This is a genomic window from Aeromonas intestinalis (assembly GCF_054052485.1).
Genome location: NZ_JBSTYK010000002.1, coordinates 168374 through 187002, shown reverse-complemented (window position 1 = coordinate 187002; position 18629 = coordinate 168374). Strand labels below are relative to the sequence as shown.

Annotated in this window: 14 protein-coding genes; 7 read left to right on the top strand and 7 right to left on the bottom strand. The window is 62.0% G+C overall.

The genetic code is table 11. From position 1 onward, the window contains the following. Window positions 1-15: 15 nt before the first annotated feature. From sucA to sdhC, 5 genes are all read right to left on the bottom strand, one after another. Window positions 16-2826, bottom strand: a complete 2811-nt coding sequence (gene sucA / locus ACW5W7_RS03150) for a 2-oxoglutarate dehydrogenase E1 component (protein WP_456500742.1) — start codon at window positions 2824-2826, stop codon at window positions 16-18. Between the two features lie 144 nt (window positions 2827-2970). Further along, the gene (locus tag ACW5W7_RS03145) at window positions 2971-3687 is read right to left on the bottom strand and encodes a succinate dehydrogenase iron-sulfur subunit (protein WP_349922014.1); all 717 of its coding nucleotides are present in this window, start codon (window positions 3685-3687) and stop codon (window positions 2971-2973) included. A 17-nt stretch (window positions 3688-3704) separates the two neighbouring features. After that, window positions 3705-5471 (bottom strand): succinate dehydrogenase flavoprotein subunit, encoded by a 1767-nt coding sequence (gene sdhA / locus ACW5W7_RS03140; protein ID WP_456500741.1) that lies wholly within the window; start codon window positions 5469-5471, stop codon window positions 3705-3707. Between the two features lies 1 nt (window position 5472). Beyond that, window positions 5473-5817 (bottom strand): succinate dehydrogenase, hydrophobic membrane anchor protein, encoded by a 345-nt coding sequence (gene sdhD, locus ACW5W7_RS03135; RefSeq protein ID WP_349922012.1) that lies wholly within the window; start codon window positions 5815-5817, stop codon window positions 5473-5475. Continuing rightward, a complete protein-coding gene (gene sdhC, locus ACW5W7_RS03130; protein ID WP_349922011.1) occupies window positions 5811-6200 on the bottom strand; it encodes a succinate dehydrogenase cytochrome b556 subunit in 390 nt (129 codons plus the stop codon). Before sdhC ends, sdhD begins: the two co-directional genes overlap by 7 nt. 422 nt (window positions 6201-6622) lie before the next feature. Here sdhC and ACW5W7_RS03125 point away from each other — a divergent pair, with 422 nt between their 5' ends. The 3 genes from ACW5W7_RS03125 to ACW5W7_RS03115 all read left to right on the top strand — a co-directional run bounded on the left by ACW5W7_RS03125 (window position 6623) and on the right by ACW5W7_RS03115 (window position 8922). Then, window positions 6623-7909, top strand: a complete 1287-nt coding sequence (locus ACW5W7_RS03125; protein ID WP_349922010.1) for a citrate synthase — start codon at window positions 6623-6625, stop codon at window positions 7907-7909. A gap of 95 nt (window positions 7910-8004) precedes the next feature. Continuing rightward, window positions 8005-8319 (top strand): DUF4377 domain-containing protein, encoded by a 315-nt coding sequence (locus tag ACW5W7_RS03120; protein WP_349922009.1) that lies wholly within the window; start codon window positions 8005-8007, stop codon window positions 8317-8319. A gap of 102 nt (window positions 8320-8421) precedes the next feature. After that, a complete protein-coding gene (locus ACW5W7_RS03115; RefSeq protein ID WP_456500740.1) occupies window positions 8422-8922 on the top strand; it encodes a GNAT family N-acetyltransferase in 501 nt (166 codons plus the stop codon). A gap of 141 nt (window positions 8923-9063) precedes the next feature. Here ACW5W7_RS03115 and fabB read toward each other — a convergent pair whose 3' ends face one another. Next, entirely contained in the window at window positions 9064-10275 is a 1212-nt protein-coding gene (fabB, locus tag ACW5W7_RS03110; RefSeq protein ID WP_349922007.1) for a beta-ketoacyl-ACP synthase I, read from the bottom strand. Window positions 10276-10365: 90 nt separating this feature from the next. Between fabB and mnmC the strand changes: the two genes are divergently transcribed. Continuing rightward, window positions 10366-12384, top strand: coding sequence for a bifunctional tRNA (5-methylaminomethyl-2-thiouridine)(34)-methyltransferase MnmD/FAD-dependent 5-carboxymethylaminomethyl-2-thiouridine(34) oxidoreductase MnmC (mnmC, locus tag ACW5W7_RS03105; protein WP_456500739.1), 2019 nt, complete (start codon window positions 10366-10368; stop codon window positions 12382-12384). An 87-nt stretch (window positions 12385-12471) separates the two neighbouring features. Here mnmC and ACW5W7_RS03100 read toward each other — a convergent pair whose 3' ends face one another. After that, window positions 12472-13068: a DUF922 domain-containing protein gene (locus ACW5W7_RS03100; protein WP_456500738.1), complete on the bottom strand. Its 597-nt coding sequence runs from the start codon at window positions 13066-13068 to the stop codon at window positions 12472-12474. Between the two features lie 311 nt (window positions 13069-13379). On the opposite strand from ACW5W7_RS03100, the gene dcuC reads away from it, so the two are divergent. The 3 genes from dcuC to ACW5W7_RS03085 all read left to right on the top strand — a co-directional run bounded on the left by dcuC (window position 13380) and on the right by ACW5W7_RS03085 (window position 18507). Continuing rightward, window positions 13380-14732, top strand: a complete 1353-nt coding sequence (gene dcuC / locus ACW5W7_RS03095) for an anaerobic C4-dicarboxylate transporter DcuC (RefSeq protein ID WP_456500737.1) — start codon at window positions 13380-13382, stop codon at window positions 14730-14732. Between the two features lie 100 nt (window positions 14733-14832). After that, window positions 14833-16482 carry a bifunctional metallophosphatase/5'-nucleotidase gene (locus ACW5W7_RS03090; RefSeq protein ID WP_456500736.1) on the top strand — a complete coding sequence of 550 codons (1650 nt, stop codon included), beginning with the start codon at window positions 14833-14835 and terminating at the stop codon, window positions 16480-16482. Window positions 16483-16860: 378 nt separating this feature from the next. After that, entirely contained in the window at window positions 16861-18507 is a 1647-nt protein-coding gene (locus ACW5W7_RS03085) for a hypothetical protein (protein WP_456500735.1), read from the top strand. The last annotated feature ends 122 nt before the right edge of the window (window positions 18508-18629 follow it).

The following is an 18629-nucleotide window of genomic DNA, read 5'->3' as shown; positions in this document are numbered from 1 at the left end:
TCATCCATGACTCGTTTATTCCAGCGTGAGGGCGTCTTCCACCAGGGCTTTCTGCTGCTTGGTGTGGACGGACATGTAGCCGACGGCCGGTGAGGCCGAGGCCGGGCGACCGGCATAACGCAGGCGGGCCTGACTTGGCAGCACGCTGTCATAGTGATGACGGGTGCTGTACCAGGCGCCCTGGTTCTGCGGCTCTTCCTGACACCAGACGAAGTCGGTGACATGGGCGTAATCGGCCAGGATGGTGCGCACCTCTTCCTCCGGGAAGGGGTAGAGCTGCTCGATCCGCACCAGGGCCACGTCCTGCTGCTCGGCCTTGCGACGGGCATCGAGCAGGTCGTAGTAGACCTTGCCGGAGCAGAACACCACGCGTTTGACCCCTTTCGGATCCAGCGCATCGATCTCGCCGATGGCGTTCTGGAAGGTGCCTTCCGCCAGCTCGTCGAGCTTGCTCACCGCCAGCGGGTGGCGCAGCAGGGATTTGGGCGTCATCACGATGAGCGGACGGCGCATGGGGCGCACCACCTGGCGGCGCAGCATGTGGAACACCTGGGCCGGGGTGGACGGCACGCACACCTGCATGTTGTGCTGGGCGCACATCTGCAGATAGCGCTCGAGGCGGGCGGAGGAGTGCTCCGGACCCTGCCCTTCGTAACCGTGAGGCAGCAGCATGGTCAGGCCGCACATCCGGCCCCACTTCTGCTCACCGGAGGAGAGGAACTGATCCACCACCACCTGGGCACAGTTGGCGAAGTCACCGAACTGGGCTTCCCAGATGGTGAGACCCGCCGGCTCGGCGCTGGCATAGCCGTATTCGAAGGCCAGAACCGCGTTCTCGGTCAGAACGGAGTCGTACACCTCGAACGGCCCCTGCTCGTCGTGCAGATTGCACAGGGGGGTATAGGTGCTGGCGTCGGTCTGGCTGTGCAGCACGGCGTGGCGGTGGAAGAAGGTGCCACGGCCGGAGTCTTCACCGGTGAAGCGGATGCGCGAGCCCTTGTCCACCAGGGTGGCGTAGGCCAGGGTCTCGGCAAAGCCCCAGTCCAGCAGCTTCTCGCCGGCGGCCATCAGGCGACGGTCTTCGTAGATCTTCTCGACCTGACGTTGCAATACGTGGGTCGCCGGGTACTGGCTGATGCGCTCACCTAGGGACTTCAGGTGATCCATGGGCACAGTGCTGTCGTAGGGCATGGCCCAGTCATGACCGAGATACGGGGTCCAGTCCACGGAGTGCAGCTCCATGGGGCGCCACTCCTTGCTCACCCGCTCACCCCGGTCCAGGGTGTCGCGGTACTCGTTGACCAGGGTGGTCGCGAGCTCGGGAGCGATGATGCCCTCGGCGATCAGCTGATCGGCGTAGATCTTGCGCGGGGTCGGATGCTGCTTGATCTTCTGATACATCAGCGGCTGGGTCGCGCTCGGCTCGTCCGCCTCGTTGTGGCCGTGACGACGGTAGCAGACCAGTTCGATGACCACGTCGCGCTTGAAGGTGTTGCGATAATCCAGCGCAATCTGGGTCACCAGCACCACGGCTTCCGGATCGTCACCGTTGACGTGCAGCACAGGCGCCTGCACGGACTTGGCGATGTCGGTGCAATATTCGGTGGAGCGCAGGTCACGGATGTAGGAGGTGGTGAAGCCGACCTGGTTGTTGATGACGATGCGCACTGTCCCGCCGACGCCATAGGCACGGGTCTGGGACATGTTGAAGGTCTCGGCGACTACCCCCTGCCCGGCCATGGCGGAATCACCGTGGATGGTGATGGGCAGCACGCTGGAGCCATCCTTGTCACCACGACGATCCATACGGGCACGGACCGAACCGATGACCACGGGGTTGACGATCTCGAGGTGAGACGGGTTGAAGGCGAGCGCCAGGTGGACGTTGCCACCCGGGGTGGCGAAGTCGGAGGAGAAGCCCATGTGGTACTTCACGTCACCGGTGCCCCAGGACTCGCCATGTTTGCCGGCAAACTCGTCGAACAAATCTTGCGCCCGCTTGCCGAGCACGTTGATCAGCACGTTCAGGCGGCCGCGGTGGGCCATGCCGATGACGGCTTCTTTGCAGCCCTGCTCACCGGCGCGGCGGATCAACTCTTTCAGCATGGGCACCATGGCATCGCCCCCTTCCAGGGAGAAACGCTTGGCACCGGGGAACTTGGCCCCCAGGTATTTTTCCAGCCCTTCGGCGGCGGTCAGACTCTCGAGGAAACGGGTTTTCTCCTCCAGGTTGTAATTGCCGTGGGCTTCGATGGATTCGAGCCTGTCCTGCAGCCAGCGCTTCTCCTCGGTGGAGGTGAGGTGCATGTAATCGGCACCGATGCTGTTGCAGTAGGTCTTCTTGAGCGATGCGTAGAGATCCGACAGCACCATGGTCTCACGCCCGATGGCGTAAGAGCCCACGTTGAAGGTGGCCTCCATGTCGGCCCCCTGCAGACCGTGGAAGGCGGGGTCCAGTTCGGCAACGGTTTCACGATCCCAGAGGCCGAGCGGATCCAGATTGGCATTTTGATGGCCACGGAAACGGAAGGCGTTGATCAGCTGCAGCACGCGCACCTGCTTGGCGTCCACCTGGGGATCGCTGACGGGGGCACTGTAACGGGAGGGATCCTTGGCCAGGCGGCGGAAATAGTCGCGAACCTGGGAATGGGGTTGGTCGACAGCATGACCGTTGACCTGGGGCAGCTGCTCAAACAGGCTGCGCCACTCGTCGGCGACGGAGTCGGGGTTTTCCAGGAAGGATTCGTACAAATCCTCAATGTAGCTTGCATTCGCACCAGCCAGGTGAGATGACTCCAACCAGGCCTTCATCACGCCGTTATGCATTTCTATCCCTTGTACATCTTGTTCGCTGCAGTGCAGCTTGTAGGGGTCAAACAGCCATCCTGCATCTCGCCTGGCAACTCGCCTGAAGAGGGGCGGGATGGCTATCCAGAGGTCGGGCCCGGCGGGTGACGCCCGGCCCTGGTACTACACGGCCCGATTGAGCAGCATCGACTTGATCTGACCGATGGCCTTGGTCGGGTTCAAGCCTTTGGGACAGACGTTCACGCAGTTCATGATGCCGTGGCAGCGGAACACGCTGAACGCGTCGTCCAGGTTACCCAGTCGTTCGGCAGCCGCGGTATCACGGCTGTCCGCCAGCCAGCGATAGGCGGCGAGCAGACCGGCCGGGCCGATGAACTTGTCCGGGTTCCACCAGAAGGAGGGGCAAGAGGTGGAGCAGCAGGCGCACAGAATGCACTCGTACAGACCATCCAGCTTGGCGCGCTCTTCGGGGGATTGCAGGTGCTCACGCACGGGCGGCAGTTTTTCATCGTTGATGAGGAAGGGTTTGACCTTCTCCCACTGGGTGTAGAACTGGGTCATGTCGATCACGAGATCCCGGATCACCGGCAGGCCGGGCAAGGGGCGAATGACGACCTTGTTGCCCTTCTTCAAGAGATCGGAAAGCGGAGTGATGCAGGCAAGACCATTCTTGCCATTCATGTTGACGCCGTCTGATCCACAGACCCCTTCGCGGCAGGAGCGGCGGAAGGCGAGTGTGGGATCCAGCTCTTTCAGCTGGATCAGTGCGTCGAGCACCATCATGTCGGAACCTTCAGGAATATCAAGGTGATAATCCTTCATGTGCGGGACGTTATCAACATCCGGGTTGTATCTGTAAACAGAGAATGTGACGTTCATTGTATTTGGCTCCGCAATCAGTAAGTCCGCACCTTGGGTGGGAATGCCTCACGGGTTTTCGGAGACATGTTGACAGCGCGACGGGTCATGGACTCGGTGTCCGGGTGATAGAGGCTGTGGCACAGCCAGCTCTCATCGTCGCGATCCGGGAAGTCGAAGCGGCTGTGGGCACCGCGACTCTCGGTACGGAAGTTCGCCGCCACCGCGGTGGCATAGGCCGTCTCCATCAGGTTGTCCAGCTCCAGGCACTCGATGCGCTGGGTGTTGAACTCCTTGGAGGTGTCGTCCAGACGGGCGTTCTTGAGGCGCTCGCGGATGAGTTTCAGCTCGGCCAGCCCTTCTGCCATGGCATCCCCTTCCCGGAATACGGAGAAGTTGTTCTGCATGCAGCGCTGCAGATCTTTACGGATCTGGGCCGGGTCTTCCCCGTCACGGTTGGCTTCCCAGCGGTTGAAGCGCTCAAGGGCCTTGGCGACTTCGGCCTCGCTGGCCTCGCGGCCATGTTCCATCTCGCCCAGGGTCTCCACCAGGTGCATGCCGGCGGCACGACCGAACACCACCAGATCCAGCAGGGAGTTGCCACCCAGACGGTTGGCGCCGTGTACGGAGACGCAGGCAATTTCCCCCACCGCGAACAGACCGACCACGGGGACGTCGTTGCCGTCCTTGTCCTGGGTCAGGCACTGGCCGTTCACGCTGGTCGGCACGCCGCCCATCATGTAGTGGCAGGTCGGGATGATAGGGATGGGTTCCTTGACCGGATCCACGTGGGCGAAGGTGCGAGACAGCTCGCAGATCCCCGGCAGGCGGGATTCCAGTACCTCTTTGCCCAGGTGATCCAGCTTGAGTTTGATGTGCGGGCCCCAGGGACCGTCGCAGCCACGGCCTTCGCGGATCTCGATCATGATGGAGCGAGCCACCACGTCGCGACCGGCGAGATCCTTGGCGTTCGGCGCATAACGCTCCATGAAGCGCTCGCCGTCCTTGTTCAGCAGATAGCCGCCTTCACCGCGGCAACCCTCGGTGACCAGCACCCCTGCCCCGGCGATGCCGGTCGGGTGGAACTGCCAGAACTCCATGTCCTGCACGCCCACACCGGCGCGCAGCGCCATGCCGACACCGTCACCGGTGTTGATGTGGGCATTGGTGGTGGACTGGTAGATGCGACCGGCGCCACCGGTGGCGAGCACCGTGGCCTTGGCCTTGAAGTAGACGACCTCACCGCTCTCCATGTCGATGGCGGTGCAGCCGACGACGTGACCGTCCTGGTTCTTCACCAGATCCAGCGCATACCACTCGGAGAAGACGGTGGTCTTGTTCTTGACGTTCTGCTGATACAGGGTATGCAGCAGGGCATGGCCGGTCCGGTCGGCCGCAGCCGCGGTACGGGCCGCCTGCTCGCCACCGAAATTCTTGGACTGACCACCAAACGGGCGCTGATAGACGGCGCCGTTGTCGAAGCGGGAGAAGGGCAGACCCATGTTCTCCAGTTCATAGACGGCTTCCGGGCCCGTCTTGCACATGTATTCAATCGCTTCCTGGTCACCGATGTAATCGGAGCCCTTGACGGTGTCATACATGTGCCACTGCCAGTTGTCGTCATGGGCATTGCCCAGGGCGACCGTGATCCCGCCCTGGGCGGAAACGGTGTGGGAACGAGTCGGGAAAACCTTGGAAAGCAGTGCGCAGCTCTTGCCGGATTGGGCAATCTGCAGCGCGGCGCGCATACCGGCGCCACCGGCACCAATCACGACCGCATCAAATTCACGAGTTGGAATAGTCACCTTACACACCCCACAGCACGACGAAACCAGTCATCAGATAGACAAACAGCACCACCACCAGTGCAAATTGCAGTGCACCGCGCAGTCCCACCGGTTTGATATAGTCGGTCAGCACCTGCCACAGACCGATCCAGGCGTGGATCAGGACGCAAACCAGCGTCAGCAGGGTGAAGACCTTGGTGAAGGTTTTGGCGAAGAAGCCGGTCCACACCTCGTAGGTGATGTCATTGAGGGCGACAAAACCCACCAGATAGAGGACGTAGGCCGTCATGATGAGGGCGGTGGCGCGGATCAGGATGTAGTCATGAACACCGCTGCGCCCGAAAGTTGCAGAATTGGTTACCATACCAGTACCCCCGCCAATACGGCCAGAATCGCGGTGATCACGAAGCCCACCCGGGCGCTCTGATTCGCGGATTCCAGCTCTTCCCAATGCCCCATGTCCATGACCAGGTGACGCAGACCGCCCACGATGTGGTAAGCCAGCGCAGTCAGGATCCCCCACAGCACGAACTTGACCAGGAAGTTGTCCATGATGGCAACGACCGTTTCAAATCCTTCGGGAGAGGCGAGTGAAGTACCAAGCATCCACAGCAAGATGGCAAGCGCCACAAAGGTGATGACCCCTGAGACACGATGCAAGATGGAAGCGATGGCGGTGACAGGAAAGCTGATCGTCTGTAGGTCGAGGTTTACAGGTCTCTGTTTGTTTTTCACGGCTTTGCCCACTCAGCTCCATTGAGCACGTTAGTTATTGTTTTTACACGCTTTGAGGGCTAGGAGTGGCATTTGTTAGGTTTTTGTTACCAAAACAACTCAGGAAAGCCAAAAATAACATTTTCAATATCACATCTGGCTTTGCGAAAGCGTTTCAAACACCGACGACCATCACCCACGTGGCGCAGTATATCGGCGGCCTTAACCAATGACAATCAATTAGCTACATAGAAAACCCAAAACCGTAAACCAGATCCCACAACAGCTTTAACAACTCATTAATGATCATCCAGTAAAATTGACAAAGCTATCGATCTCTGGTTCAAATAAGGCGCTCCAGCCGCCGTGGTACGGGTAACAACCTTTGCCAGCGTTATGAAAGTCGTAATAAAGTAGGACTGGAACCAAATTATAAAGAGCAAAGGAGACGTGCTATGGCTGATAAAATAGCCACCCTACACTTGCCCGGAAAAGAGCCGGTAGAACTGCCGATCCTGTCCGGGACTGTCGGACCCGATGTCATCGATGTCAGAAAACTGGGTGCTCAAGGGTACTTCACCTTTGACCCGGGCTTCATGGCCACCGGATCTTGCAAATCGTCCATCACCTACATCGACGGGGATCAGGGTGTCTTGCTGCACCGTGGTTATCCCATCGCCCAGTTGGCCACCCAGGCCAGCTACCTCGAAGTCTGTTACATCCTGCTCTACGGTGAGGCCCCCACCAAGGCCCAGTACACGGACTTCGAACGTCTGGTCACCCGCCACACCATGGTGCACGAGCAGATCGCCTTCTTCTTCCGCGGCTTCCGTCGTGACGCTCACCCCATGGCCGTCATGTGCGCCGTGGTCAGCGCCCTGTCCGCCTTCTATCACGATGCCCTCGACATCAACAACGAGGAGCACCGCGAGATCTGCGCCTTCCGTCTGCTCTCCAAGATGCCGACCCTGGCCGCCATGTGCTACAAGTACTCCATCGGTCAGCCGTTCATGCAGCCGCGCAACGCCCTCTCCTATGCGGGCAACTTCCTGCACATGATGTTTGGCGTGCCGACCGAAGAGTACAAGGTCAACCCCATCGTCGAACGCGCCATGGATCGCATCTTCACCCTGCATGCGGATCATGAGCAGAACGCCTCCACCTCCACCGTGCGTCTGGCGGGCTCCTCCGGTGCCAACCCGTTCGCCTGTATCGCCGCCGGGATCGCCTCCCTGTGGGGTCCGGCCCACGGCGGTGCCAACGAAGCCTGCCTCAAGATGCTCGAAGAGATCGGTTCGGTCGATCGCATCCCCGAGTTCATTGCCAAGGCCAAGGACAAGAACGATCCCTTCCGTCTGATGGGCTTCGGTCACCGGGTCTACAAGAACCACGATCCCCGCGCCACCGTGATGCGTCAGACCTGCCACGAAGTGCTGCAGGAGCTGCAGATCAAGGATCCGCTGCTGGATGTGGCCATGGAGCTGGAACGCATCGCGCTCTCCGACCCCTACTTCATCGAGAAGAAGCTCTACCCGAACGTGGACTTCTACTCCGGCATCATCATGAAGGCCATCGGCATCCCCATGTCCATGTTCACCGTGATCTTCGCCATCTCCCGTACCATCGGCTGGATTGCCCACTGGAACGAAATGCACTCGGATCCGGATCAGAAGATCGGCCGTCCCCGTCAGCTCTACACCGGTCAGCCCCAGCGGGAATTCGTCCCCCTGGATCAGCGCTGAATTCATCGCTGATAAAAATTGTTACAAAGGCGGTCATTGACCGCCTTTTCATTTACCGCTTTAATCGCGCCCTTTCGCCAAAAGGAGAGACCCTGATGAAAGCCCCCCTGATACTCTGTTCCGCCCTGTTGCTCAGTGCCTGCCAGAGCACCCCGCCCACCGAGACCCTCTACATCAAGAGCCAGCTGGCCGACTGCGTCGGTGTCGCCCCCATGAAGTGCATGCAGGTACGCAGCCAGCCCGGCGAGAGCTGGAGCTTCTTCTACCAGCAGATCGAGGGCTTCACCTTCGAGCCTGGCTACAACTATCAACTGGAAGTCACCAAGGAGAAGCTGACCGATGTGCCGGCCGATGCCTCTTCCCTGCGCTACCAGCTGATCAAGGTCGTGAGCAAGGAAGCCGCTCGCTGAGTGAATGGGCGTCATATAGACCACCCCTGTTCAATTAATCAGCGCCTTGTGCTAGTCTGGGCCTCCCTCATGGTTTGAGTCACTACTGCAGCGTTAAAGGTTATGATTAACATCCGCGCCATCCGGGCTCCCGACTGGCCCGCCATCATGAAGATCCAGCACGAGTGCTATCACCAGTTCGATCCCGAGCCTCTCGACGTGATGCAGAACAAGTCCGCGCTGGCGCCGGCATGCTGCTGGGTTGCCGAGCGCCAGGGCAAGGTGCTCGGTTACCTGCTCTGTCACCCCTGGCGTGCCAGGCGGCCCCCACCCCTCTCGATCGCCATGCAGCGACTGGCAGGGGATGAGGAGTTCTATCTGCACGATCTCGCCGTCTCGGGTGAAGCGCGCGGCATCGGGGTGGGGCAGCGGCTGCTTGCCACCGCCCTCGCCTTCGCCAGTGAAGAGGGATTCGCACATGCGGGTCTGGTGGCGGTGCAAGACGCGCCGGCCTTCTGGCGCAAGCAGGGGTTCCTGCCCGCCGCCACCGACAAGTGCCTAGCGGAATATGGTGAGGGTGCCGTCTATATGCGACTGCCGCTGGCAGCGCCAAGCGTGGCGTGAACGACAGCAAGCAAACCCGGTGTGTACGCCAGCGTACTTTTCCCGGCAGCAGTGCGGTTTGAACACTGACGATCGGCCATAAAAAAGGCGCCTTGCGGCGCCTTTTTCTATCTCGATTGTCTCGCCAGGATGGCTAGTTCATCAAGCCTTGAACTTGCTGAACACCAGGGAGGCGTTGGTTCCGCCGAAGCCGAAGCTGTTGGACATGACAGTGTTGAGATCAGCCGCTTCGTACTCGCGCACGATGGGCAGGCCCACGGCTTTCTCGTCCAGATTCTCGATGTTGATGCTGGGGGCGATGAAGCCGTGCTTGAGCATCAGCAGGGAGTAGACGGCCTCGTGCACACCGGCGGCGCCCAGGGCGTGCCCGGTCATGGCCTTGGTGGCGGAGAGCTTGGGGGCATTGCTGCCAAACAGGGTCTGGATCGCTTCCAGCTCCTTGGTGTCACCCACCGGGGTAGAGGTGCCGTGGGTGTTGATGTAATCCACCTGACCCACACCCTGCATCGCCATCTTCATGCAACGCACCGCGCCTTCACCGCTCGGGGCCACCATGTCGTAGCCGTCGGAAGTGGCACCGTAACCGGTGATCTCGGCGTAGATGTGCGCGCCACGGGCCAGGGCATGTTCCAGCTCCTCGACCACCAGGATGCCGCCGCCACCGGAGATGACGAAGCCATCGCGATCCGCATCATAGGTGCGGGAGGCTTTTTCCGGGTTGTCGTTGTACTTGGTGGAGAGAGCGCCCATGGCGTCAAACTGAATGGTGGAGGACCAGTCCAGCTCCTCGCCGCCGCCGGCGAAGACGATGTCCTGCTTGCCGAGCTGGATCAGTTCCAGAGCGTGACCGATGCAGTGGGCAGAGGTCGCGCAGGCGGAGCTGATGGTGTAGTTGACACCCTTGATCTTGAACGGCGTGGCCAGACAGGCGGAGGTGGTGGAAGACATGGTGCGCGGCACCATGTAGGGACCTACCCGCTTGACGCCCTTCTCGCGGGCGATGTCTGCAGACTCCGAGGTATTCTTGCCGGAGGCGCCGCCGGAGCCGGTGACGATACCGGTACGCTCGTTGGAAACCTGATCCTCTGCCAGACCCGCATCTTCGATGGCCTGCTGCATGGAGAGATAGGCGTAGGCCGCAGCGTCACCCATGAAGCGCATGACTTTACGGTCGATCAGTTCAGACGGATCGAGTTTGATGTTACCCCAGACACGGCTGCGCAGATTGTACTGTTCAAACTGCTCGGAATAGGTGATGCCGGATTTGCCTGCTTGCAGGGAGGCCAGCACTTCTTCCTTGTTGTTGCCGATACTGGAGATGACGCCGATACCGGTGATCACTGCTCTTCTCATTAATTCATCTCGTCTGGAAAAACTGGCACCGAGTCTACCCGCTTTCGGCTGCCAAACTGGTCTGCTTTCACGTAGAATGCCCGCGATTTTATGACGCGAGCAGAGGAAAACGTGAGTCAAACATCCTTACATCATGCCCGATTGGACTGGAATGAAGCGGGAACTCCAGTCTCCAGTGAGTTCGGGGATGTGTACTTTTCCAATGATAACGGTCTAAGTGAAACCCGCTACGTCTTTTTGCAGCAAAATCGGCTGCCAGAGCGATTTTCGCACCACGATAGTGACAGTTTCGTGATTGGTGAAACAGGTTTCGGCACTGGTCTTAACTTTCTGGCGACAATGGCTGCGTTTCTGGAACAGTCAGGCGATCCCGCCCGCTGCCCGCGTCTGCACTTCATCAGCTTCGAAAAATACCCTCTGACCCGGGATGATCTGTGCAAGGCGCTCGCGGCCTGGCCCGAACTCGCGCCGTTGAGCCGTGCCCTCATCGACCAGTGGCCGCTGCCGGTCGAAGGCTGTCACCGTCTGTCGTTTGCCGGTGGCCGGATACGCCTCGATCTCTGGCTCGGTGACATCAAGGAGACGCTGCCGCAGGTCCCCCACCCGGCCGAGGGGCTGGTGGATGCCTGGTATCTGGACGGTTTTTCGCCTGCCAAGAACCCCGAAATGTGGACCCAGGATCTGTTCGACGGCCTCGCGCGTCTCGCGCGTCCCACCGCCACCATCGCGACCTTTACCTGCGCCGGTTTCGTGCGCCGGGGGCTCATCGCCGCGGGCTTTGCCATGAAGAAGGTGAAAGGTCACGGCAGCAAGCGGGAGATGCTGGCCGGAATGCGGGAAGAGAAGACCCCGGACAGCACCATAGCGCCCTGGTACGCCCGCCCGGCGGGCCGGAAAGGGGCGACCCTCATCATCGGCGGCGGTATCGCCTCCGCCATGACCGCCCTCTCTTTGGTGGAGCGGGGCCGCGCCGTCACCCTGCTCTGCGCCGATGCCGAGCCCGCCACCGGCGCCTCCGGCAACCGCCAGGGGGCGCTCTATCCCTTGCTCAACGGCGAGCATGACGCCCTGTCGCGCTTCTATGCCCTCGCCTTCGGCTATGCCCGAAACCGGCTGCAGGCCCTGAGCGATCGCCACCCCATCGCCTTTGCATTGTGCGGCGTCACCCAGCTCGGCTATGACGACAAGTCGGCGGCCAAGCTCGCCAAGATGAGCCAGGGCCCCTTCCCGCCCGAACTGATGCGCCCCCTCTCGGCCAGCGAGATCGAACCATTGGTCGGCCTGCCCTGCGGCGTGGGCGGCGTCAGCTATCCCCTGGGGGGCTGGCTCTGCCCGGCGGACCTGACCCGGGCGGCGCTGAGCGACGCCATGCAGAGCGGCTTGCTGCAGCTGGAATATGGCGCCGAGGTGACCCAGGTCGATGAACAGGCCGATGGCTGGCAGGTGACGAGCCATGACGGCCGCCACTGGCTGGCCCCCAATCTGGTGGTCGCCGCCGGTCATCGTCTGCCCGCCCTCATCCCCTTCGCCGAGCTGCCCCTCTACCCGGTGCGCGGTCAGGTGAGCCATGTGCCGACCACGGCCAGCCTCAGTCAGCTCAACACCGTGCTCTGCTACGACGGTTATCTCACCCCGGCTCACGATGGCGCCCACTGCATCGGTGCCAGCTATGGCCGCAACCAGACCGAGCTTGGGTTTAGCGCCGAGGAGCAGGCCCAGAACCGCAGCCGGTTGCAGGCCTGCCTGCCAGATCAGATCTGGCCGGACGAAGTGGACGTGAGTGGCCACCAGGCCAGGGTCGGCGTGCGCTGCGCCAGTCGGGATCACCTGCCGGTGGCGGGGCCCGTGGTGCGTCTGCCCGGTCTGGCGGATCACTACGCCGGGCTCCAGCAGCATCCGGCGGATGCCGCTCCCCTGCCCCTCCACCCGGGCCTCTATGTGCTGGGGGCGCTCGGCTCCCGGGGCCTCTGCTCGGCCCCCCTGTGCGGTGAACTGGTGGCGAGCGAGATCTGTGGCGATCCCCTGCCGTTGCCCCGCGATCTGCTGGAGGCGCTCCACCCCGCCCGCTACTGGGTGCGCAAGCTGCTCAAGGGCAAGTCCCTCGACTGAACAAGCAAGCCTCAGGCTGGCGGCCGATGACCAACGAAAACGGGCTACCCACTGGGTAGCCCGTTCTGTTTTGCCCCATGCCAGCGCTCAGCGCCAGACCAGCCCCAGCTTGCGGCCACCGTCGGTCTGCTGCGCCAGGGTGGCGAAACGGCTGCGGGTGGTCGCCAGCACCGCCTGCCCCTGCTGCCACCCCTGATATTGCAGGGCGTCGCAATCCCGGGTCACCGGCAACTGGGCGAGCCGGATGCCAAGCTGGCTCACGCTCTCCAGCAGAATGTCCTTGTGACGGCTCTCGTAGTCAAACATGGCCGCCATCAGCCGATCCCACTTCTGCCGTTCGCGCTCGGACGCCTTCGCCTTGTCCATCCAGTTCGGCACCAGCACCTTGACGCGGGCGGTCACGCTGGCCTGCTCCAGCTCGCAGCGCGCCGCCGTTGGCTTCGTCTGCAACTGCCAGGAGAGCTGATAACTCGCCTTGCCGATGTGACCGCTCGCCTGGGTGGGTGCGGGATTGGCGATCTGGCGCATCAGGCTGGCGACATCGGGACCGGATACCCGGTAAAACTGAAAGTCGACCTTTATATCCGGCGCCACTCGAATACCGCTATGATGGGAGGGTTGTGCCCCGATTGAGGCGGCGTACATCAGGACGGCCGCCATCCCTGCTTTGCTGAAGAGTCCCATCTGTTCGCTGCCTTGCTCCTTGTGAGTCCGGCGTAATTTCGATTAAGAATCAATGAATTAATATTCAAGATGGGAGATTACCCGCGTTCGGGACAACTGTCACCTCCTGTCACCCCGAGCCAGGTCCAAGTGCACAAAGGGTGGTCAGACGGGACGGCTTGAATGTGAAAGATATGGAGACAGATCAAAGAAAAATACTACTTTTGAGCTAATAATCAGCACGTTTTATTACCGGGGCTAACCAATTTGGTCAGATCTGCGCCAACGTGGGCACGCAGCTCCACCGTTATTCGTACTCAGGAACTTACTTTATGATGGAACTCCTCATTGGCACCCTGGTCACCCTGGCCGTGGGTCGCTACATATTCAAAGGCTACTCGGCGACCGGGGTCCTGCTCAGCGGCGGTCTGCTGCTGCTGGCGATCACCGCCCTGATGGGCAAGGCCGTGCTGCCCGCCAGCGTCACCTCCACCGGTCATGTAGCCACTGACGTGTTCGAGTACGTGCGCTTCCTGCTGGTCGACCGTGGCGGTGGTCTGGGCATGCTGATCATGGTGCTGTGCGGTTTTGCCGGCTACATGAGCCACATCGGCGCCAACACCATCCTGGTGAAACTCGCCAGCAAGCCGCTTGGCATCATCAAGTCCCCCTATATCCTGCTGGTCGCCGCCTATCTGGTGGCCTGCGCCATGTCGCTCGCGGTGAGCTCGGCCACCGGTCTCGGGGTACTGCTGATGGCGACCCTGTTCCCGCTCATGGTCAACATGGGGATCTCCCGCGGCGCGGCGGCGGCGGTGTGCGCCTCCCCGGCGGCCATCATCCTCGCCCCCACCTCCGGGGACGTGGTGATGGCGGCCCAGGCGGCCAACATGGAGCTCATCGAGTTCGCCTTCCAGCTGACCCTGCCCATCTCCCTCGCGGCCATCGCCGCCATGGCGGTGACCCACTTCTTCTGGCAGCGTTATCTGGATCAGAAGTCCGGCGAGCACAATGCCCCGGTCGCCCCGAGCGATCTCATCACCGATGCCCCCAGCTTCTACGCCATCCTGCCCTTCACTCCCATCATCGGGGTGCTGCTGTTTGACGGCAAAGTCGGTCCCAAGCTCGACATCGTCACCATCATCGTCATCTGCCTGGTGCTGGCCGCCCTGCTGGAGCTGGTGCGCAAGCGCGATGGCAAGGAACTGCTGGACGGTCTGCAGGTCTGCTGGCGCAGCATGGCAGACGCCTTCGCCGGCGTGGTCATGCTGCTGGTCGGCGCCGGGGTCTTCGCCCAGGGCCTGATGGGACTCGGCTTCATCGCAAACCTGCTGGATCTGGCCCAGAGCTTTGGCACCGGCGGCATCGTCATCATGCTGGTACTGGTGGTCATCACCACCCTGGCCGCCTTCACCACCGGCTCGGGCAATGCCCCCTTCTACGCCTTCGTGGAGCTGATCCCGCATCTGGCCACCAGCCTCGGGGTCAACCCGGCCTATCTGGTCATCCCCATGCTGCAGGCCTCCAACCTCGGTCGCACCATCTCCCCGGTCTCCGGCGTGGTGGTCGCCTGTGCGGGCATGGGCAATCTCTCCCCCTTCGAAGTGGTCAAGCGTACCTCGCTGCCGGTGGCCGTCGGCCTGCTGGTGGTGATCCTCGCCACCCAGATCCTGGTTCCCGCCTAAGTCACTGCCCTACTGTCACCAGCCCGGCGCCCGCCGGGCTGGTATCTCCCCCCTCCCCTGGAGTAGACTCGGTGCTCTTTTTTCTCTAAGGAGGACCGAGATGAGTATTACGGTTCAACTTGCCCATTTCAGTGACTGCCACTCCCATTTCGATGGGGCGCCCATGCGCTTTCTCCCGGTTGGCGAATTCGAATGGCGCACCCAGTGCGGCGGCTATGGCCGCATCCTGACCCGGCTCGACCGCCTGCGTGCGCAGGCCGAGGCGGCAGGCCAGGCGTGCCTGTTCCTCCACGGCGGCGATACCTTCCAGGGCTCCCTCTATTTCAACCGCTTCAAGGGGCGCGCCAACGCGGATCTGCTCGGCCGGTTGCGTCCGGACGCCATGGTGATCGGCAATCACGAATTTGATCTCGGCAACGGCCCTTTGGTGGAGTTCCTGCGCCAACTCGACTTCCCGGTGCTGACGGCCAACCTCGACAGCAGCCAGGAGCCCGACGGCCTCCCCCTGCGTTTGCGCGGCCTGCCCAATCTGTATGACGCCAGCCGCCCCTGGCACCAACGCCTCATCGGCGGCGTCCCCTTCGCCCTGCTCGGCATCACGCTGCCGCAGATGGCGACCATCGCCAACCCGGACCCCCACACCCAGTTTCACGGCATCGAGGAGACCCTCACCCGGGCCCTCGAAGAGATCCGGGTGCAAGGCATCCACCACATCATCTTGCTGAGCCATCTCGGACTTGAGCAGGACAAGCGCCTGGCCGCGCGCTTCCCCGAGCTCAGCCTCATCATCGGGGGGCATACCCACAGCCTGCTGGGGGATCTCACCCCCCTTGGCCTCACAAGTGAAGGCGACTACCCCCTGATGATCGAAGGGGTCGCCATCCTGCACGCCGCCCACAGCGCGCTCTGCCTCGGGGTGTGCGAGCTGACCTTCGATGACGCAGGCCGGGTTAGCCGCAGCCGTGGCCAGCTGGAATGGCTACCCTGGCAGCCCTGGCCGTTCGCCTCTGAGGCGCCCGCAGGCCTCTGCTTCTGCGAGCCCGCTGCCGAGATAGAGCAGCATCTGGCCAAACGCTATCGACCCGAGCTCGAGACCATGACCCAGCGGGTGGTGACCCGCCTGGATGCGCCCCTTCATCACCAGCGCCTGCCCGATGCCAGCTACCCCGCCGGTAGCCAGGTCGCGCCGCTGGTGGCGAGCGCCATGCTGAGCGCCGCCCGCGAGCAGGTGGGTCAGGTGGATTTCGCCCTGCACAACGCAGGGGGCGTACGCAGCTCCCTCGAGGCCGGGCCCCTCAGCGAGGCGGATATCGCCGGACGGCTGCTCCCCTTCGCCATTCCCCTGACCCTCTACCGGGTCCACGGCCATGAGCTGGCGGAGGCGCTGGAGAGCGCCATCGACAATGCCACCAACAACGGCGTCGTCGGCAATGGCAACGGCAGCTTCCCCTATACCGCCGGGGTGCGGTTCTGCTATCAGGGAGATCAACCCAAGGGCAGTCGCATTACCCGGCTGGAGTGGGAGCCTAGCCCGGGCCAGTGGCAAGCCGTCGATGCGAACACCGTCTATCGCGGTGTCTCCAGCGCCTATACCGCCTCCGGCAAAGAGGGTTACACGGCGCTGGCTCGTACCCTGACCCAGCACAATCAGGAACTTGGCATCACCCTCGCCGATGCCTTCAGCCGCTGGGCCCGTCATCGCCCCGTGCTGGCCCCCCTGCCGGAGCTGGTGGAGTACCACGGCGGCTAGCCTGGGTACCCCGTACAAAACGAGGCCCTTTCTCCTTGCGTTGCGGGGAAAGGGCCTTGTCACTCGGGGCGACCCCGGCTGCCATGGCAGTCAAAAAATCCACATACCTATAACTATTAAGCGCAATATCGAATATATTCCTCGCAAAACCAGCATTACATGTTAATTAATTTGCGTGGACGATATTTATTCCTGCGGAAATGCATAAAAAATAGGTCCCTCGGCAAGGACTTGGCCCCACTTCCCGTCCCCCCGCGAGGGACTGAAAACGGGACTTTTATAAATTATTTCAAGCACATTCCTTCATCCCATTGCATAGCGCTGCTAGCCTCGGCAAGATAGGCCCGCTTTTCGTCTCCCTGCTGGAACAGGTCACCCATGAATCACGCCATCCGTTTTACTCCGCAGCGCCACAACCCGGGGCTCAAGCCACTGGTTATCCTGCTCACGGCCCTGATAGCCCTGCTGTTTTGCCTGCGCAATCCGCTGTTTCACGGCATGGCGCCGGGCTTTGACGCCTCGCTGTTCGCGGTGATGGGCAAGATGTGGAGCGAGGGGGGCGTGCTCTATCGGGACATGATCGACATCAAGGGGCCCATGATCTTTGCCCTTGATGCCCTGGGCTACGGGATGGGCGGCTTCTTCGGGATCTGGCTGCTGGAATGGGTGCTCTGCTGGTTCGGGCTGCTCGCCAGCTGGCAGGCCTTCACCCAGCTCGGGCTCTCCCTGCAGGCCCGTCTTGGCAGCATGCTGGCGCTGCTGGCGCTCTACAGCACCCGCTACTACTACGGCAACATGACCGAGGACTGGACGTTCCACCTGGCCCTCATCGCCCAGTGGGCCTTCATCACCCTGCTGCTGGACAAGCGTTTCAGCTGGGGACCCGCCCTGGTGGCGGCCATCACCTTCGCCATCGTCGCCTGGATGCGCACCAACAACGGCGCCTTCTGGGGCGCATGGTATCTGGTGCTGTTCTGCACCTGGTGCCTGCGGGAGCAATGGCGCTGCGCCTTCGCCCTGCTCGTCTCCAGCCTGCTGGGGCTCGCCCTCGTCGGTGGGCCGCTGCTGGCCTACTTCCAGCACCATGGCCTCCTGACCGAGTTCCAGTACTACGCCTTCGGGATCTTCTTCGAGGGCAGCTACGGCAGCAGCGGCTTCTCGCCGGATGTGGGCAGCGTCGGCCTGCTGCGCACCGGCCTCATCATGTTGCTGCCCGCCTTCATCGTGCTGATGCTGACCCGCCGGCAGGAGTGGTACCTGCCCGCCCTGTCCGCCACCCTGCTCGGGGTGCTGTTCACCCTGGTGGCCAACTCGGTCTCCGGCCATGTGTTCGATCACTATGACGTGCTCTTTCTGCAATTCGCCCTGTTGCCGCTCGCCTGCCTGCTGGATCGCAGCGAGCAGCAATCCGACGCCCTGGGTTTGCTCTGCATCTCCCTGGTGGTGCTGACCGCCAGCTGGCTGCTGGCCCAGCAGCTCGGCTATGGCTGGAGCACCAAGGAGTGGACCCTGGAGAGGGTGCGGGAGGTGCTTGGCAACAGCCTGCTGTGGGCCCTGCCTGTGCTGATCCTGGTGCCCCTGTGGCGTGCCTGGGATGTGCGCAGTGCGACTCCCTGGCTCGCCTCGCTGGCCATGCTGGCGCTGCTGCTCAACAACGCCTGGGAGGGCAACCTCAAGGGCAAGCCGTTCAATCCGCCGGCCCAGGTACGGGTCGACAGGATCAAGGCAGAGACGACGCCGAGTGACAAGATCTGGGTCGATGGCATCCAGCCGCAATATTACCTCTGGACCGATCGCCAGCCCGCCTCTGCCTACCTGTTCTTTGCCAACGTCAATCCGCCCTATGACGTGCGCGAGCGGGTATTGGCGGATCTCAAACGCCAGCCCCCCAAGTTCATCATCGCCAAGCCGGAGCGGATCGCCGATGAGTTGAAAAAACCGAGCTCCCCCTCCAGCCTCGCCTTCTATCAGTACCTGACCGAGCGCTATGAAGAGGTGGATCCCGGCCTCTATCGCAGACGCTGAGCTGCCCCATCATGACAAGGGCCGCCCTGGGCAATCAGGGCGGCCCTTGTCATTGCCGCGGTATCCAAAGCGGCGCATCCTCACTACAATGGCGCTCATTTTTGATGTGACGAGTGAGATAC

What these genes read in the sequence shown, in the direction of transcription:
- ACW5W7_RS03125 (WP_349922010.1), top strand. Translation starts at nt 6,623, where the DNA reads ATGGCTGATAAAATAGCCACCCTACACTTGCCCGGAAAAGAGCCGGTA.
- mnmC (WP_456500739.1), top strand. Translation starts at nt 10,366, where the DNA reads ATGACGCGAGCAGAGGAAAACGTGAGTCAAACATCCTTACATCATGCC.
- ACW5W7_RS03085 (WP_456500735.1), top strand. Translation starts at nt 16,861, where the DNA reads ATGAATCACGCCATCCGTTTTACTCCGCAGCGCCACAACCCGGGGCTC.
- ACW5W7_RS03100 (WP_456500738.1), bottom strand. Translation starts at nt 13,068, where the DNA reads ATGGGACTCTTCAGCAAAGCAGGGATGGCGGCCGTCCTGATGTACGCC.
- ACW5W7_RS03120 (WP_349922009.1), top strand. Translation starts at nt 8,005, where the DNA reads ATGAAAGCCCCCCTGATACTCTGTTCCGCCCTGTTGCTCAGTGCCTGC.
- dcuC (WP_456500737.1), top strand. Translation starts at nt 13,380, where the DNA reads ATGATGGAACTCCTCATTGGCACCCTGGTCACCCTGGCCGTGGGTCGC.
- ACW5W7_RS03115 (WP_456500740.1), top strand. Translation starts at nt 8,422, where the DNA reads ATGATTAACATCCGCGCCATCCGGGCTCCCGACTGGCCCGCCATCATG.
- ACW5W7_RS03145 (WP_349922014.1), bottom strand. Translation starts at nt 3,687, where the DNA reads ATGAACGTCACATTCTCTGTTTACAGATACAACCCGGATGTTGATAAC.
- sdhD (WP_349922012.1), bottom strand. Translation starts at nt 5,817, where the DNA reads ATGGTAACCAATTCTGCAACTTTCGGGCGCAGCGGTGTTCATGACTAC.
- ACW5W7_RS03090 (WP_456500736.1), top strand. Translation starts at nt 14,833, where the DNA reads ATGAGTATTACGGTTCAACTTGCCCATTTCAGTGACTGCCACTCCCAT.
- sucA (WP_456500742.1), bottom strand. Translation starts at nt 2,826, where the DNA reads ATGCATAACGGCGTGATGAAGGCCTGGTTGGAGTCATCTCACCTGGCT.
- fabB (WP_349922007.1), bottom strand. Translation starts at nt 10,275, where the DNA reads ATGAGAAGAGCAGTGATCACCGGTATCGGCGTCATCTCCAGTATCGGC.